Raw genomic sequence first — 14,519 nt, 5'->3', positions numbered from 1 at the left:
TGACCAGCACGCCGCCGTCCACCGCGAACCGGGACAGGTCGTCGTCGCCGTCGGCCCACGACGCCGCGGGCGCCATGTCGGGGCGGTCCTCGCCGCCGCGGTTGACCGGCACGAACGAGGGCTCGAAGGCGAACGGGAACGACGCCGAGGAGCGGGCGGCCAGCGCCATCCTCGGGATCAGCTCGTCCAGCTGGTCCAGGGTGAAGTCGTCGCGGGTGCTCTCGTCGACCGACTCGTCCGCGGGCCGCGCCCAGCTGTAGGGGTCGCGGCGGAACGAGAAGCTGCCCTGGTGGGTGGACTGCACCAGCTCCTGGCCGAGGTCGTCGTGGGTGACCGAGGGCACCCCGGCCAGCAGCGTGGTGGTGATCCGCAGGTCCACCGGCCGGTCGTGCGCGGGGTAGGGCTTGAAGTCGGTGGTCAGCCGCTCCAGCGCCTCGCGCAGCCTGGGCAGGAAGAACTCGTCGCCGCGCAGCAGCGACACCGGCGAGCCCTGGAAGGGGGTGCGCAGCAGCTGCTCCATGCGCCCCTGCTCGGCCCACAGGTCGCGCAGCAGGTCCAGCTGGGCGTTGCGGTTGACCTGGGCCAGCGCCAGCGCCGCGCCGTTGATGCCGCCCGCGGAGGTGCCGGTGATGACGTCGGCGCGGGCCACCCCGCCGACCATCCGCAGCAGGTGCCCGTACGGACCGCCCGCCTCGGGATCGGCCCTGGTCAGGCGGTCCAGTTCGAGCACGACCCCGCCCATCCACACCGCCAGGCTCACCCCGCCGTTGAGCACCACGGCGAACCGGATCTGCTCCTGCGGCACCTCGGCCATGTCCTCGCCCCCCTGATCTTCGCGTCCGTACGGTACGTCGTCCGGCCGTCGCAGCGGGTTACGTCGAGCCGGGCGCGGTGTCGCGGCGCAGCAGCGGGCCGATCTGCTTGCGCGCCGCGAACAGGCACAGCGCGAACGCCAGCGCCGCGCCGATGACCGCCTGCGGAACGATGTAGGCGCGGCCGTCGAAGGCCGATCCGGTGGGCGGCAGGATCACCGCGATGAACGCGCTGGTGCCGCAGGCGAACAGCCGGAACCGCTTGGCCAGCACGCCGGTGGCCAGCGGCAGCGCCGCCCACAGCACGTACCAGGGCTGCAGCACCGGCCCCAGCACCAGCACCGCGCCCAAGCCCGCGCCCAGGCCGTTGACCGCCTTGATCCGGCCGCGGAAGGCCTTCCACAGCAGGGTGGTGACGATCACCACGTAGGTGACCTGCCCCAGCAGCCTGGTCAGCTCGATCATCGCCTCGGTGTGGTTGCCCAGCCCCAGCGCCAGGCCCAGGCCGCCGCCCAGGAAGCCCAGCGCGGTGGGCGGGGACATCCAGCTCTTGACCGTGCCCGCCACGTCGAGGGTCTGCACCCAGCCGAAGCCCAGCCCGGTGCCCAGGCAGGTGCACACCATGACCACCACCGACACGGCCAGCAGCAGCAGCGCGGACTTCAGCAGGTCGACGAACCGGCCGCCCAGCCTGCGCGCGATCATCACGCCGAGGAAGCCCAGCGCCAGCGCGGCGGGGATCTTCACCGCCGCGGCCATGGTGATGGTGGTGGCGCCCACCACGATCCAGGCCAGCTCCTCGCGGGTCATCGGGGTGCCCGGCCGCAGCGGCATCCGGCGCAGCGCCAGCTCCAGGCCCACCAGCATCAGGCCGATCGCCAGTCCCTCGTTGTGCACGCCCACCACCAGGTGGAACAGCACCAGCGGGTTGGCCGCGCCCAGCCACAGCGCGCTCACCGGCGGCACCCCGAACCGCCGCGCCAGCCGGGGCAGCGCCCACACGATCATGGCCAGGCCGAGCAGCACCAGCAGCCGGTGCAGGAACACGCCGGGCAGCACGTGGTCGCCGGTGATGCCCGCGATGACCCGGCCCATGGCCAGGAACAGCGGTCCGTAGGGGGCGGGCGTCTCGCGCCAGATGTTGGGCACGTTCTTGGTCAGGATGTTGTCCACGCCCAGCGCCGAGGCGGGCCCCAGCTCGTAGGGGTCCTGGCCGGTGGCGGCGATCTGGCTCTGCGCCAGGTAGCTGTAGACGTCCCGGCTGAACATGGGCAGCACGAAGACCAGCGGGGTGATCCACATCATCAGCGTGCGGTCCATCTGGCTGCGCGAGACCAGCCGCTGCCTGCCCGGCCGGGCGAACCTGCCCAGCCACAGCCACGCCGAGACGATCAGGAAGATGCCGGTCCACACCAGGCCCATGGCCACGCTGGGCATCCGGCCGAACAGGCCGAGCACCGGTGTGCCCGGCAGCGGGCTGAACACCGGGGCGGCGCCCGCGCCGAGCGAGCCCACGGCCATCAGCAGCGCGCCGACGGTGCCCCACCGGCGGATGACGTCCAGCTGGCGCCGCTCCGGTCCGTCCAGTGGCGCCGCCCGGCCGGTCCCGTCGCGGTCCGCCATCACCAGGCCGCCATCCGTGCCCACTTCGCCCGCCGCCACGTCCGAAGGGTAGCGATCGGCCACGGCGGGTGAGTCGGGTCACCGGGCGGCCACCGATCTTTGCCACCACGGACTAAATACGCAACACTGGTGTTGTGAAAAACGCCGAGGTCCACTCCGCCGACGCGCCCGCCGGGCACGACGGCCGGACCCGGCGCGGCGTCGCCCGGCTGCTGCTGGAGCAGGGTCCGGTCACCGCGGCCGCGGTCGCGGAGGCGCTGGGCCTGAGCCCGGCGGCGGTGCGCAGGCACATCGACGCGCTGGTGGCCGACGGCGAGGCGACCAGCAGGGAGGCGCCGCAGCGCGGCAGGCGCGGCCGGGGACGACCGGCCAAGCTCTTCCTGCTGACCGAGCGGGGGCGGGCCCGCTTCGGGCACGCCTACGACGACCTCGCCGTGGCGGCGCTGCGGTTCCTCGCCGAGCAGGGCGGGGAGGAGGCGGTACGGGCCTTCGCCGAACGCCGGGTGTCCGCACTCGTCGACCGGCACCGCTCCACCATCGCGGCGCAGCGCGACCCCGCCGATCGGGCCAAGGCCCTGGCGACCGCCCTGACCAGGGAGGGCTACGCTGCCTCGGCGCGCCACGTGGGCGCGGGCGAGCAGCTGTGCCAGCACCTGTGCCCGGTCGCGCACGTCGCGGCCGAGTTCCCGCAGCTGTGCGAGACCGAGACGGCGGCCTTCGCCGACCTGCTCGGCACGCACGTGCAGCGGCTGGCCACGATCGCCCGCGGCGACGCAGTGTGCACCACGCACATCCCGCACACACCCCCGAACACACCCCGGAACCCACTTGGAGGGGAGCCCGCATGACTGCCGCTGCCGAGCAGCGCACCACCACAGCCCCGCTCACCCAGGAAGAGACCCTGGCGAGCATCGGCAACTACGAGTTCGGCTGGGCCGACTCGGACGTGGCAGGCGCGAGCGCTCGTCGAGGCCTGGACGAGAACGTCGTCCGGGACATCTCGGCGAAGAAGAACGAGCCCGAGTGGATGCTGGAGTACCGGCTCAAGGCGCTGCGCCTGTTCGAGCGCAAGCCGATGCCGACCTGGGGGTCGGACCTGTCGGGCATCGACTTCGACACCATCAAGTACTTCGTGCGCTCCACCGAGAAGCAGGCCGCCAGCTGGGAGGACCTGCCCGAGGACATCAAGAACACCTACGACCGGCTGGGCATCCCCGAGGCGGAGAAGCAGCGGCTGGTCGCCGGTGTCGCGGCGCAGTACGAGTCCGAGGTCGTCTACCACAAGATCCGCGAGGACCTGGAAGAGCAGGGCGTCATCTTCCTGGACACCGACACGGGCCTGAAGGAGCACCCGGAGCTGTTCAAGGAGTACTTCGGCTCGGTCATCCCGGCCGGTGACAACAAGTTCTCCGCGCTGAACTCCGCGGTCTGGTCCGGCGGCTCGTTCATCTACGTGCCCAAGGGCGTCCACGTGGAGATCCCGCTGCAGGCCTACTTCCGGATCAACACCGAGAACATGGGCCAGTTCGAGCGGACCCTGATCATCGTCGACGAGGGCGCCTACGTGCACTACGTCGAGGGCTGCACCGCGCCGATCTACTCCAGCGACTCGCTGCACTCCGCGGTCGTGGAGATCATCGTCAAGAAGGGCGGCCGCTGCCGCTACACGACCATCCAGAACTGGTCGAACAACGTCTACAACCTGGTCACCAAGCGCGCCAAGGCCGAAGAGGGCGCGACCATGGAGTGGATCGACGGCAACATCGGCTCCAAGGTCACCATGAAGTACCCGGCCGTGTTCCTGATGGGCGAGCACGCCAAGGGCGAGGTGCTCTCCATCGCCTTCGCGGGCGAGGGCCAGCACCAGGACGCGGGCGCGAAGATGGTGCACATGGCCCCGCACACCTCCTCGACCATCGTGTCGAAGTCGGTGGCGCGCGGCGGCGGGCGCACCTCCTACCGCGGCCTGGTCCAGGTCAACAAGCGGGCGCACCACTCGAAGTCCACGGTCAAGTGCGACGCGCTGCTGGTCGACACGATCAGCCGCTCGGACACCTACCCCTACGTCGACGTCCGCGAGGACGACGTGTCGATGGGCCACGAGGCGACCGTGTCCAAGGTCTCCGAGGACCAGCTGTTCTACCTGATGTCCCGCGGTCTCAACGAGGACGAGGCCATGGCGATGATCGTGCGCGGGTTCGTCGAGCCCATCGCGCGGGAGCTGCCCATGGAGTACGCCCTGGAGCTGAACCGCCTGATCGAGCTGCAGATGGAAGGGGCCGTCGGCTGACATGGCCGTCAAGACCGAAGACCAGCAACACGGGCTGACGGCCCACTCGCACGGTGCGGGCGCCCCCGTCTCCTCGCGCGCGGACCACTTCACGTCCTTCGACGTGGACGCGTTCGAGGTGCCGGGGGGCCGCGAGGAGATCTGGCGCTTCACCCCGATGAAGCGGCTGGCGGGCCTGCACGCGGGCGCCGCGGCCACCGGCGCGGCCACCGTCGAGGTCACCGCCGCCGAGGGCGTGTCGGTGCAGACCGCGGCGCGCGGCGACCAGCGGCTGGGCGTGGCGGGCACCCCCGGTGACCGCGTCGCCGCCCAGGCGTGGAGCTCGTTCACCGAGGCCACCGTGGTCACCCTGCCCAAGGACACCAAGGTCGGCCCGACCACGGTCACCGTCACCGGCCCCGGCGAGGGCAAGGTGGCCTACGGGCACCTGCAGATCCGCGCCGAGCAGTTCGCCGAGGCCGTCGTGGTCGTCGACCACCGCGGCTCCGGCGCGTACGCCGACAACGTGGAGTTCGTCGTCGCCGACGGCGCGCACCTGACCGTGGTGGCGATCCAGGACTGGGCCGACGACGCGGTGCACGTCTCCGCGCACCACGCCAAGCTGGGCCGCGACGCGACCTTCCGGCACACCGTGGTCACCCTGGGCGGCGACCTGGTCCGGATCACCCCCGTGGTGACCTACGCGGGCCGCGGCGGCGACGCCGAGCTGCTCGGCCTGTACTTCGCCGACGCGGGCCAGCACCTGGAGCACCGCCCGTTCATCGACCACGCGGTGTCCAACTGCCGCAGCAACGTGGTCTACAAGGGCGCGCTGCAGGGCGAGGACGCGCACACGGTGTGGATCGGCGACGTGCTGATCCGCGCGGCGGCCGAGGGCACCGAGACCTTCGAGCTCAACCGCAACCTGGTGCTGACCGACGGCGCGCGCGCCGACTCGGTGCCCAACCTGGAGATCGAGACCGGTGAGATCGAGGGCGCGGGCCACGCCAGCGCCACCGGCCGGTTCGACGACGAGCAGCTGTTCTACCTGCAGGCCAGGGGCATCCCGGAGGAGCAGGCGCGCAGGCTGGTCGTGCGCGGCTTCTTCCACGAGATCCTGCTCAAGATCAGCGTCCCCGAGGTGCGCGAGCGCCTGGAGGCCGCGATCGAGGCCGAGCTGGAAGCGGTGGGCGCGTGATCCGGGTGTGCTCGTTGACCGACCTCGACGACCGCAAGCCCGCCGCCTTCGAGGTCGGCGACGAGCACACCCCCGTCCTGCTCGTCCGCGACGGCGACCGGGTGCACGCGCTGCGCGACCTGTGCTCGCACGCCGAGGTCTCGCTCAGCGAGGGCGAGGTGACGCGCCGGGGCGTGGAGTGCTGGCTGCACGGGTCGTGCTTCGACCTGAGCACCGGCCGCCCGTCCTCCCCGCCCGCCACGGAGCCGGTCGACGTGTTCGCCGTCGAACTCCGCGGTGGTGACGTCTACGTGGACGTCACCACCACCACGAACTGACTTCACGCTTGCCACACCAGGAGAACGAACCACCCATGGCCACTCTGGAGATCAAGGACCTGCACGTCTCGGTCGTCAGCGAGGAGGCGCCCAAGGAGATCCTCAAGGGCGTCGACCTGACGATCAGGGCGGGTGAGACGCACGCCATCATGGGCCCCAACGGCTCGGGCAAGTCCACCCTGTCCTACGCCATCGCCGGGCACCCCAAGTACCAGGTCACCTCGGGCAGCGTGCTGCTCGACGGCGAGGACGTGCTGGAGATGAGCGTGGACGAGCGCGCCCGCGCGGGCCTGTTCCTCGCCATGCAGTACCCGGTCGAGGTGCCCGGCGTCTCGATGTCGAACTTCCTGCGCACCGCCGCCACCGCCGTGCGCGGCGAGGCCCCCAACCTGCGGCACTGGGTCAAGGAGGTCAAGGGCGCGATGGCCGACCTGGACATCGACCCCGCCTTCGCCGAGCGCAGCGTCAACGAGGGCTTCTCCGGCGGCGAGAAGAAGCGCCACGAGATCCTGCAGCTGGGCCTGCTCAAGCCGAAGATCGCCATCCTGGACGAGACCGACTCCGGCCTGGACGTGGACGCGCTGCGCGTGGTGTCCGAGGGCGTGAACCGGTACAAGGCCTCCGGCGAGGCAGGCGTGATGCTGATCACCCACTACACCCGCATCCTCAAGTACATCTCCCCGGACTTCGTGCACGTCTTCGCGAACGGGCGGATCGTCGAGTCGGGCGGCCCCGAGCTGGCCGACCAGCTGGAGGAGCAGGGTTACGTGAAGTACACCGGGAAGCAGGAAGCAGCCAACATCGGCTGACGTTGCACCCGTTGTGAACCCACCCCGAGAGGAGGCGTCGGAGCAGTGACCACCACCGCTACTCCACTGGACGTCGAGACCGTGCGCGCGGACTTCCCGATCCTGGGACGCACCGTGCGCGAAGGCAAGCGGCTGGTCTACCTCGACTCCGGCGCCACCTCGCAACGCCCGAGGCAGGTCCTCGACGCGGAGCGCGCCTTCCTGGAGACCGCCAACGCCGCGGTGCACCGCGGCGCGCACCAGCTCGCCGAGGAGGCCACCGACGCCTACGAGGCCGCGCGGCAGAAGGTCGCCGACTTCGTGGGGGTGGACTACGGCGAGATCGTGTTCACCAAGAACGCCACCGAGGGCGTCAACCTGGTCGCGTACGCGATGGGCAACGCGGCCGCCGCGGGCCCGGAGGCCGAGCGGTTCCGCCTCGGCCCCGGCGACGAGATCGTGGTGACCGAGATGGAGCACCACGCCAACCTCGTGCCGTGGCAGCAGCTGGCCCAGCGCACCGGTGCCACGCTGCGCTGGTTCGGCGTCACCGACGAGGGCAGGCTCGACCTGTCCGATGTGGACGAGCTGGTCAACGAGCGCACCAAGGTGGTCGCGTTCACCCACCAGTCCAACGTGCTGGGCACCGTCAACCCCGTGCGCGCACTGGTGGACGCCGCCGCCCGCGTCGGCGCGCTGACCGTGCTGGACGCCTGCCAGTCGGTGCCGCACGGCCCGGTCGACTTCCGCGCGCTCGGCGTGGACTTCGCGGTCTTCAGCGGCCACAAGATGCTGGGCCCGTCGGGTGTCGGGGTGCTGTACGGGCGACGCGCGCTGCTGGAGGCGCTGCCGCCGTTCCTGACCGGCGGCTCGATGATCGAGATGGTCCAGATGGCGAGCTCCACGTTCGCCCCGCCGCCGCAGCGGTTCGAGGCGGGCGTGCCGATGACCTCGCAGGCCGTCGCGCTGGGTGCGGCGGTGGACTACCTCAACGCCGTCGGGATGGACCGCGTCGCCGAGCACGAGCACCTGCTCACCGAGGTGGCGCTGCGCGGCCTGGCCGAGATCCCCGGCGTGCGGGTGGTCGGTCCGACCGAGGCGGTCGACCGCGGTGGCGCGGTGTCGTTCGTGGTGGAGGGCATCCACGCGCACGACGTCGGCCAGGTGCTGGACAGCCTGGGCATCGCGGTCCGCGTCGGCCACCACTGCGCGTGGCCGCTGCACCGCCGGATGAACGCGGCGGCGACCGTGCGCGCCAGCTTCTACCTGTACAACACGCTCGACGAGGTCGCCGCGCTCGTCGAGGGCGTGCGCGAGGCGCAGCGGTTCTTCGGGGTGGCCTGATGCAGCTCCAGCAGATGTACCAGGAGATCATCCTGGACCACTACAAGAACCCGCACGGCCGCGGCCTGCGCGACCCGTTCGACGCGGAGTCCCACCAGATCAACCCCACCTGCGGCGACGAGGTCACGCTGCGGGTGAAGCTGGACGGCGGCACCGTGGCCGACGTGTCCTACGACGGCCAGGGCTGCTCGATCAGCCAGGCGTCCACCTCGGTGCTGACCGACCTGGTGGTCGGCAAGCCGGTGGACGAGGCGTTCCGGAAGATGGACGCGTTCGTCGAGCTGATGCAGGGCCGCGGGCAGGTCGAGCCGGACGAGGACGTGCTGGAGGACGGCATCGCCTTCGCGGGCGTGGCGAAGTACCCGGCGCGCGTGAAGTGCGCGCTGCTGGGCTGGATGGCTTTCAAGGACGCGGTTGCGCGCAGTGAGGGGGCGAGGGCATGACTTCTTCCGAGGACGTGGTGCGGGGCGTGCAGGGGATGCCGGAACCCCCCGCGCCCAAGGCGGACGTGGCGGCGCTGGACGACATCGAGGAGGCCATGCGCGACGTGGTCGACCCCGAGTTGGGCATCAACGTGGTCGACCTGGGCCTGGTCTACGACATCCGGGTGGACGAGGAGAACGTCGCCCTGATCGACATGACGCTGACCTCGGCGGCCTGCCCGCTGACCGACGTCATCGAGGACCAGACCCGCGCGGCGCTGGTGGGCGGCCCCGGTGGCGGCATCGTCAACGACTTCCGCATCAACTGGGTGTGGATGCCGCCGTGGGGCCCGGAGAAGATCACCGACGACGGCCGCGAACAGCTGCGCGCCCTCGGCTTCACCGTCTGACCACTCACCCCTGACGGCACCGTCACCCGCCAGGTGACCACCACGCGAGGCCGCGTCGGCCTGTCGAGTCGCCTTTCGGGAAAAATCACGCTCTTCGATTTTCCCGAAACGCGGCTCGATGGGCCGACTTCCAGGCGGCCTCGCCGCCGCGCCGGAGGCGCGGCAGTTCAACACAGCCGACTTCCGGGCGGCCTCGCCGCCGTCTGCGGAGCAGCGGCCATCAGCACAGCCCGGCGTTGCCGCGCGGCACCGGTGCCGTCGAGCAGCAGCTTGCGCACGCCGTCGTCGACCAGCGCTTCGTCACCGGCCTCCCGCAGCGCGGGCCGGGTGAGGTCGACCAGGGCGCGCACCGCGTCGACCGCGGGGACCGGTTGTCCGGTGCGGACGTCCAGCGCCGCGCCTTCCAGGCCGTCGCGAGCCGAGCGCCACAGCGCCGCGCGCAGCACCCGGTCCGGCACCCGGTGGGCGGGCACGCCCGCCACGGCCACCGCGGCGAGCCCCCGCACGAGCGCGGCCAGCAGCACCGCCTCCTCGGCGGTCGCCATCACGTCGCACACCCGCAGTTCGACGGTGGGGTGCCGGGCGGAGAGCCGGACGTCCCAGTAGACCATCGCCTCGTCCAGTGCCGCGCCGGACGCGAGCAGGGCGCGGGTGGCCTGCCGGTAGTCCTCCACCGAGTCGAGCCAGGGCGGCGGTCCGGCCGAGGGCCACAGGCTCCACGCCAGGTACCGCCAGCTGGCGTAGCCGGTGTCGCGGCCTTCGAAGAACGGGGAGTTGGCGCTCAGCGCCAGCAGCACCGGCAGCCACTGGCGCAGGTGGTTGCTGATCAGCACGCCCGCCTGCTCGTCGGGCAGGCCGACGTGCACGTGGCAGCCGCAGATGGTCAGCCCGTCCACCAGCGCCCCGAACTCGGTTTCGATGCGGTGGTAGCGGGGTTCGTCGGTCAGCGGCGGCGGGCGCCGTCCGCCCCGCACCGGTGCCCCGGTGGCCACGATCCGCGCGCCGTGCCGCGCGGCCAGTCCGGTCAGCGCGCGCCGCCCGGCCAGCAGTTGGTCGCGGACCTCGTCGGTGGTGCGGCACACCGCTGTCGCGCTCTCCACCTGGTAGCGGGTCATCTCCGCCTGCAGGTCCAGCCCGTACGCCTCGGAGCCGTCGAGCACCGCGTGGGCGATCGGGACCAGTTCGCCGCTGGTCGCGTCGACCAGCAGGAACTCCTCCTCCACCCCGATGGTGAGTCCGGTCCGCGGCGGTGTCCTGGGCTGGGGCAGCGCGGTGTCAGCTTCACTCACCGATGACCTCCCAATGCGGTGGGTAGTCATAGCGATGCTATGAGTGATGGGAGGAGGCGCACATGCGTCGTTGGGCTGAACTTCAGCCCACCGCCAAACGGGGAGCGCCGCGCAGCACCTCCACCCCGGCCGATCCCGGACGGCCCTGCACCCAACTGGCTCCCTCCAGCGCCTTCGCCCGCTCTTTCAACGGCGCGAGCAGGCGCGACACCTCCCGGTAGGAGGCGACCGACCCGGCCGCGCACACCAGGGTCGCCAGCGACAGCGTCACCGGCATCCCCTCGGCGTCGAAGGGGGTGTCGAGCAGCCGCGTGGCCAGCGGCGCCAGCTCGTCCACCCCGGTCACCACCAGGAAGTCGTCCCCGCCCACGTGCCCGACCTGGGTGCCCGGCCACGTGGAGGCCGCCTCGGTCAGCGCCCGCCCGATCGCCCGGATCAGCTCGTCGCCCGCGGCGAACCCGGCGGTGTCGTTGACCCGCTTGAAGGCGTCCACGTCCAGCCAGCCCACGGCGAAGACCTCCCCGCCCAGCACCCGCCGGTCGACCTCGCGGGCGATCGCGTCGCTGCCGGGCAGCCGGGTCAGCGGGTTGAGCGCGGCGGCCTGCTCGACCTTCAGCTCCGCGATCCCGCGCACCACGTCGGCCACCCGCACCACGCCCAGGCACCGCTCATCGGCGTCGACCACCACCAGGTCGTCGTTGGTGCGCTCGCGGTCGGCGCGGGCGACCACGTCCAGCAGCTCCAGGGCGCTCGCCTCGGCACCGACCACCCGCGGCCGGTCGGCCAGCCGGGAGGCTTCCCGCTTGGCGTGCAGCGCGTGGCCGAACGGGCCGGTGACCGCGAGCAGGAACCGGTTGCGGTCCACCGCCCAGGTCGGCCTGCCCGCCGCGTCCACCAGCACCACGCCGGTGACCGACGGCTGGTCGACCAGCACCTCGCGGACGTCCTCGGCGATCGCCGTGTCCGGCAGCGTGGTGGCCGGGTGGAGGAAGTCGGTGACCCTGGGACCCGTGGGCCGAGGGATCGGCAGGGTCGTGCTCACCGCCTCGGGGTCACCGACCTCGCCGAGCACCGCGGTGATGGTCGCGTTGACCTTGGGCCGCCGCTGCGCCGCGGCCAGCAGGTTGCCCTGCGCCAGCCGCACCCCCAGCCCGCGCAGCGCGGCCAGCTGCGGCCCGGTCTCCACGCCCTCGGCCACCAACTGCGCCCCGGTCTGCTCGCACAGCTGCTGCAGCGCCCGCACCAGCGCCAGCCGCGCCGGGTCGTCCGGCAGCGCGGCCACCACCTGGCGGTCCAGCTTCACCGCGTCCGGCCGGGCGTCGGCCAGCAGCGCCAGCGGCGCGTCACCCTCGCCGATGCCGTCCAGCGCGATCCGGAACCCCTCCCGGCGCAGCCCGTGCAGTGCGCGGACCAGCAGCGGGCGCGGAACCCGCGAGTACGGCACACCCACCTCGACCACCAGTTGGGCGGGCTCCCGGCCCACCTCGCGCAGCGCGCCGTGCAGCGGGGCCAGCAGGGCGGAGTCGTCGACGAGGGTCATCGCCAGCAGGTTGACGTGCAGCGGCAGCCGGAAGTCGTGCTCGGCGGCGTGGCGCACCGCCCGGCAGGCCAGCGCCACGTCGGTGTTGGCCAGGTACCCGGCGCGGAACGCCATCTGGAGCAGGTCGTGCACGGTGCCGTCGTGCGGGCGCGCCAGCGCCTCAACCGCCACCACGCCCCCGGTGCGGAGGTTGAACAGCGGCTGGAAGGCGAAGCGCACGTCGTCCAGCAAGGCGGGCACGGTCCGAATCCTGCCCGGCTGGCACCGTTCTCAGGGACGAGTTCACCAGGTGTTCAACAACCTTTGCGCGGACGGGTCGAAAATGCCATGTGACCGCGCATGGACCACGGTGCCGCGCGGAACAACGCCGTCATCGCGCGCATCGCTCCGCGCAGGTCATCGTGCTGCGAGAGGTAGTTCCGCTGATCTTCCCCGGAAAGATCGAAGAACACCCGGAAGAATTCCGGCACGCGGTTCGGCGGCAACCCCAGCAGCACCGCCAGGCCACGCCTGCGCAAAGCGTGGACGGTTTTCGCCGAAGGCGACCACAGCACGTCCCCCCGCGCGCCGGTGGCGATCGCCTCGGCCACCGCCGGGGCCCACCGCAGCGAGGTCGCGACGCTGTAGCCGGTGGCGGGGTGCACCAGCCCGGCGGCCGCGCCGAAAGCGGGGGAGTGGGCGCGCGGGGCGTCCATCGGGATGCGCACCCGCTCCTCCTCCGCGGGCGGCCGGATGCCGTGCGCGGCCAGGCGCGCGTGCAGCCGCAGCCGGAGTTCGGCCAGCGGCAGACCCGGCGCCCTGGCCAGCGAGGTCTCCTCCAGCAGCACCCGGTCGGGCCCCAGCGGCACCGCGTAGAGGAACGTCGGGTCCGGGGTGCGCGCGTCCGGCGGTCTGCGCCAGTCCATGACGACCGCCTCGCCGCGGGCCACGAACGGTTCGGCGTCGGCCTCGGACACGACCACGCCCACCGCGGTCTGCTCGACCGCACCGCCCCTGGCGCCCGAGGCGTCCACCACCACCCGCGCGCCGAGGAACCGGCCGTCCGCCAACCGCACTCCGGTCGCCGTCCGCTCGACCACCTTCCCCCGCACCACGACGACTTCGGGCGGCAGCAGGCGCAATCGGTGGTTGTCCAGCACCGCGTAGTCCCGTTCGAGCACGTGCTCGGCGGTGGTGAACGCGCGAGCCTTCGCGGTCACCGCGACCGGCGCGCCCTCGGGCAACTCGTCCGCCCACGCTGCGTAGGTCGCCCGCCACGGCCGGTCCGGCCGGAGGTCGACAAGCGCGGTGTCCAACCCCCGGCGCGCGCACGCCGCCGCCAGCGCTCGACCGGCCGGACCACCTCCGACCACCACGACCCCGGTCACCGGTCACCGCGCTGTTCCGGCAGCAGCTCACCCAGCGGCGGCGGGTACTTCGCCACCACCTCGGCCAGTTGGGCGCAGGTCCGCTCGATCGCCCGACGCCCAGCGTTGCGCTCGGCGATCACCGCCGACAGCACCAGTCCACTCAGCACCACAGTCCCGTTGTATGCCTGCAGCGTCACCATGTCGACCGCGAGGTCGGAGCCGGAGAACGGGCCCGCCCCCACCGACGCGCCTCGCGCGGCCACGACGCAGGCGATCAGCGCGCACGGGGCCGTGCCCAGGTGCTGGAACCGCAGGGCGCCCCAGATGAGGAAGGGGAACAGCAGGTACAGCAGCCGCGCCAGGTCCGTCGTGGCCACCAGCATCACGGCGGTCGTGGTGGCGAACAGCACCGCCGCCTCCGCCCACCGGTGCGCCGCGCCCCGGCCGGTCCCCCTCTTCAAGGTCTGCTCCACGGCCAGACCGAGCGGGACCACCACCAGGGCCCCCATCGCGTCGCCGGTCCACCACACCAGCCAGCTCGACCAGAACCGCTCCTCGCCGACGGCCCCGGACAGCACCAGGGAGCCGCTGCCGACCGTGGCGCTGACGAGCATCCCGGCCAAGCCGAGGGAGACCAGCGCGATGGCGTCGCGCGGCCGGTCCAGTTCTCGGCGCAACCCGACCCGCCGCAGCAGCAGGTACGTGGCGACCGGGCCGAGCGTGTTGCCCGCGCTGATGACCGAGGCCCACCAGAGGTTGCCGAAGGAGGCGTTGACCGCGAGCGCGCCCAAGGCGATGCCCGGCCACATCCGCAGCCCGCCCAGCAGCAACGCGAGCAGACCGACGCCCGTCGGCGGCCACAGCGGAGTCACCTGGTCGTTGACCAGAGCCTGCAGCAGGCCGACGCGGGCACCCGCGTAGTAGCAAGCGGCGACCGCGAGCAGCCGCCAGCCGTACCTACCCCACGGGCGGAGTCGAGGGGGGAGCATCCGGACAGCATCCCCCTGTCCGCCCGTCCGCACCACGTCTAGCTGCGGAGATGGCGTTGGAGACCCCCCGATTTTGTTCTCGCGGGGCGGTCGTGTAACTTTCTCTCTGCCAGCGCGGAACGGGCCGGACAGACCGGAACGGAGCGCGGGTCACAAGCCCCGGAAGCGG

Annotated in this window: 14 protein-coding genes; 8 read left to right on the top strand and 6 right to left on the bottom strand. The window is 72.2% G+C overall.

What is annotated here, in order from left to right:
- Both IEZ00_RS36765 and mptB read right to left on the bottom strand, forming a co-directional pair.
- Nucleotides 1–814 (bottom strand): patatin-like phospholipase family protein (locus IEZ00_RS36765; protein ID WP_229795885.1); only part of this gene is annotated, 814 nt, incomplete at its 3' end.
- 58 nt (nucleotides 815–872) lie between these two features.
- Nucleotides 873–2,435 (bottom strand): polyprenol phosphomannose-dependent alpha 1,6 mannosyltransferase MptB, encoded by a 1,563-nt coding sequence (gene mptB / locus IEZ00_RS18935; protein ID WP_189224865.1) that lies wholly within the window; start codon nucleotides 2,433–2,435, stop codon nucleotides 873–875.
- A gap of 134 nt (nucleotides 2,436–2,569) precedes the next feature.
- Here mptB and IEZ00_RS18930 point away from each other — a divergent pair, with 134 nt between their 5' ends.
- From IEZ00_RS18930 to IEZ00_RS18895, 8 genes are read left to right on the top strand one after another with little or no spacing between them, the layout of a single operon-like run.
- Nucleotides 2,570–3,283: a helix-turn-helix transcriptional regulator gene (locus IEZ00_RS18930; RefSeq protein WP_209621020.1), complete on the top strand. Its 714-nt coding sequence runs from the start codon at nucleotides 2,570–2,572 to the stop codon at nucleotides 3,281–3,283.
- The gene (sufB, locus tag IEZ00_RS18925) at nucleotides 3,280–4,725 is read left to right on the top strand and encodes a Fe-S cluster assembly protein SufB (protein WP_189224616.1); all 1,446 of its coding nucleotides are present in this window, start codon (nucleotides 3,280–3,282) and stop codon (nucleotides 4,723–4,725) included. The genes IEZ00_RS18930 and sufB overlap by 4 nt, the downstream gene beginning before the upstream one ends.
- A gap of 1 nt (nucleotide 4,726) precedes the next feature.
- Nucleotides 4,727–5,902: a Fe-S cluster assembly protein SufD gene (gene sufD / locus IEZ00_RS18920; protein ID WP_229795884.1), complete on the top strand. Its 1,176-nt coding sequence runs from the start codon at nucleotides 4,727–4,729 to the stop codon at nucleotides 5,900–5,902.
- Nucleotides 5,899–6,219, top strand: coding sequence for a non-heme iron oxygenase ferredoxin subunit (locus IEZ00_RS18915; RefSeq protein ID WP_189224615.1), 321 nt, complete (start codon nucleotides 5,899–5,901; stop codon nucleotides 6,217–6,219). Before sufD ends, IEZ00_RS18915 begins: the two co-directional genes overlap by 4 nt.
- Before the next feature lie 35 nt (nucleotides 6,220–6,254).
- A complete protein-coding gene (gene sufC / locus IEZ00_RS18910) occupies nucleotides 6,255–7,028 on the top strand; it encodes a Fe-S cluster assembly ATPase SufC (protein WP_189224614.1) in 774 nt (257 codons plus the stop codon).
- A gap of 45 nt (nucleotides 7,029–7,073) precedes the next feature.
- The gene (locus IEZ00_RS18905; protein ID WP_189224613.1) at nucleotides 7,074–8,351 is read left to right on the top strand and encodes a cysteine desulfurase; all 1,278 of its coding nucleotides are present in this window, start codon (nucleotides 7,074–7,076) and stop codon (nucleotides 8,349–8,351) included.
- Entirely contained in the window at nucleotides 8,351–8,794 is a 444-nt protein-coding gene (gene sufU, locus IEZ00_RS18900; RefSeq protein ID WP_189224612.1) for a Fe-S cluster assembly sulfur transfer protein SufU, read from the top strand. Before IEZ00_RS18905 ends, sufU begins: the two co-directional genes overlap by 1 nt.
- Complete coding sequence (locus IEZ00_RS18895) at nucleotides 8,791–9,183, top strand: metal-sulfur cluster assembly factor (RefSeq protein ID WP_189224611.1); 393 nt, start codon at nucleotides 8,791–8,793, stop codon at nucleotides 9,181–9,183. Before sufU ends, IEZ00_RS18895 begins: the two co-directional genes overlap by 4 nt.
- A 167-nt stretch (nucleotides 9,184–9,350) precedes the next feature.
- On the opposite strand, the gene IEZ00_RS18890 is transcribed toward IEZ00_RS18895, so the two are convergent.
- The 4 genes from IEZ00_RS18890 to IEZ00_RS18875 form a co-directional block, all read right to left on the bottom strand.
- The gene (locus IEZ00_RS18890) at nucleotides 9,351–10,472 is read right to left on the bottom strand and encodes a carboxylate-amine ligase (RefSeq protein WP_189224610.1); all 1,122 of its coding nucleotides are present in this window, start codon (nucleotides 10,470–10,472) and stop codon (nucleotides 9,351–9,353) included.
- Between the two features lie 82 nt (nucleotides 10,473–10,554).
- A complete protein-coding gene (locus tag IEZ00_RS18885) occupies nucleotides 10,555–12,252 on the bottom strand; it encodes a GGDEF domain-containing protein (protein ID WP_189224609.1) in 1,698 nt (565 codons plus the stop codon).
- Between the two features lie 53 nt (nucleotides 12,253–12,305).
- Nucleotides 12,306–13,379, bottom strand: coding sequence for a lycopene cyclase family protein (locus IEZ00_RS18880; protein ID WP_189224608.1), 1,074 nt, complete (start codon nucleotides 13,377–13,379; stop codon nucleotides 12,306–12,308).
- Entirely contained in the window at nucleotides 13,376–14,350 is a 975-nt protein-coding gene (locus tag IEZ00_RS18875) for an MASE1 domain-containing protein (RefSeq protein ID WP_189224607.1), read from the bottom strand. The genes IEZ00_RS18880 and IEZ00_RS18875 overlap by 4 nt, the downstream gene beginning before the upstream one ends.
- Nucleotides 14,351–14,519 lie beyond the last annotated feature (169 nt).

The sequence above is a fragment of the Saccharothrix coeruleofusca genome (genome assembly GCF_014648515.1).
In the GTDB taxonomy this organism is placed as follows: domain Bacteria; phylum Actinomycetota; class Actinomycetes; order Mycobacteriales; family Pseudonocardiaceae; genus Actinosynnema; species Actinosynnema coeruleofuscum.
The sequence above is the reverse complement of the archived record's forward strand: the minus strand, read 5'-3'. Positions and strand labels throughout refer to the sequence as shown.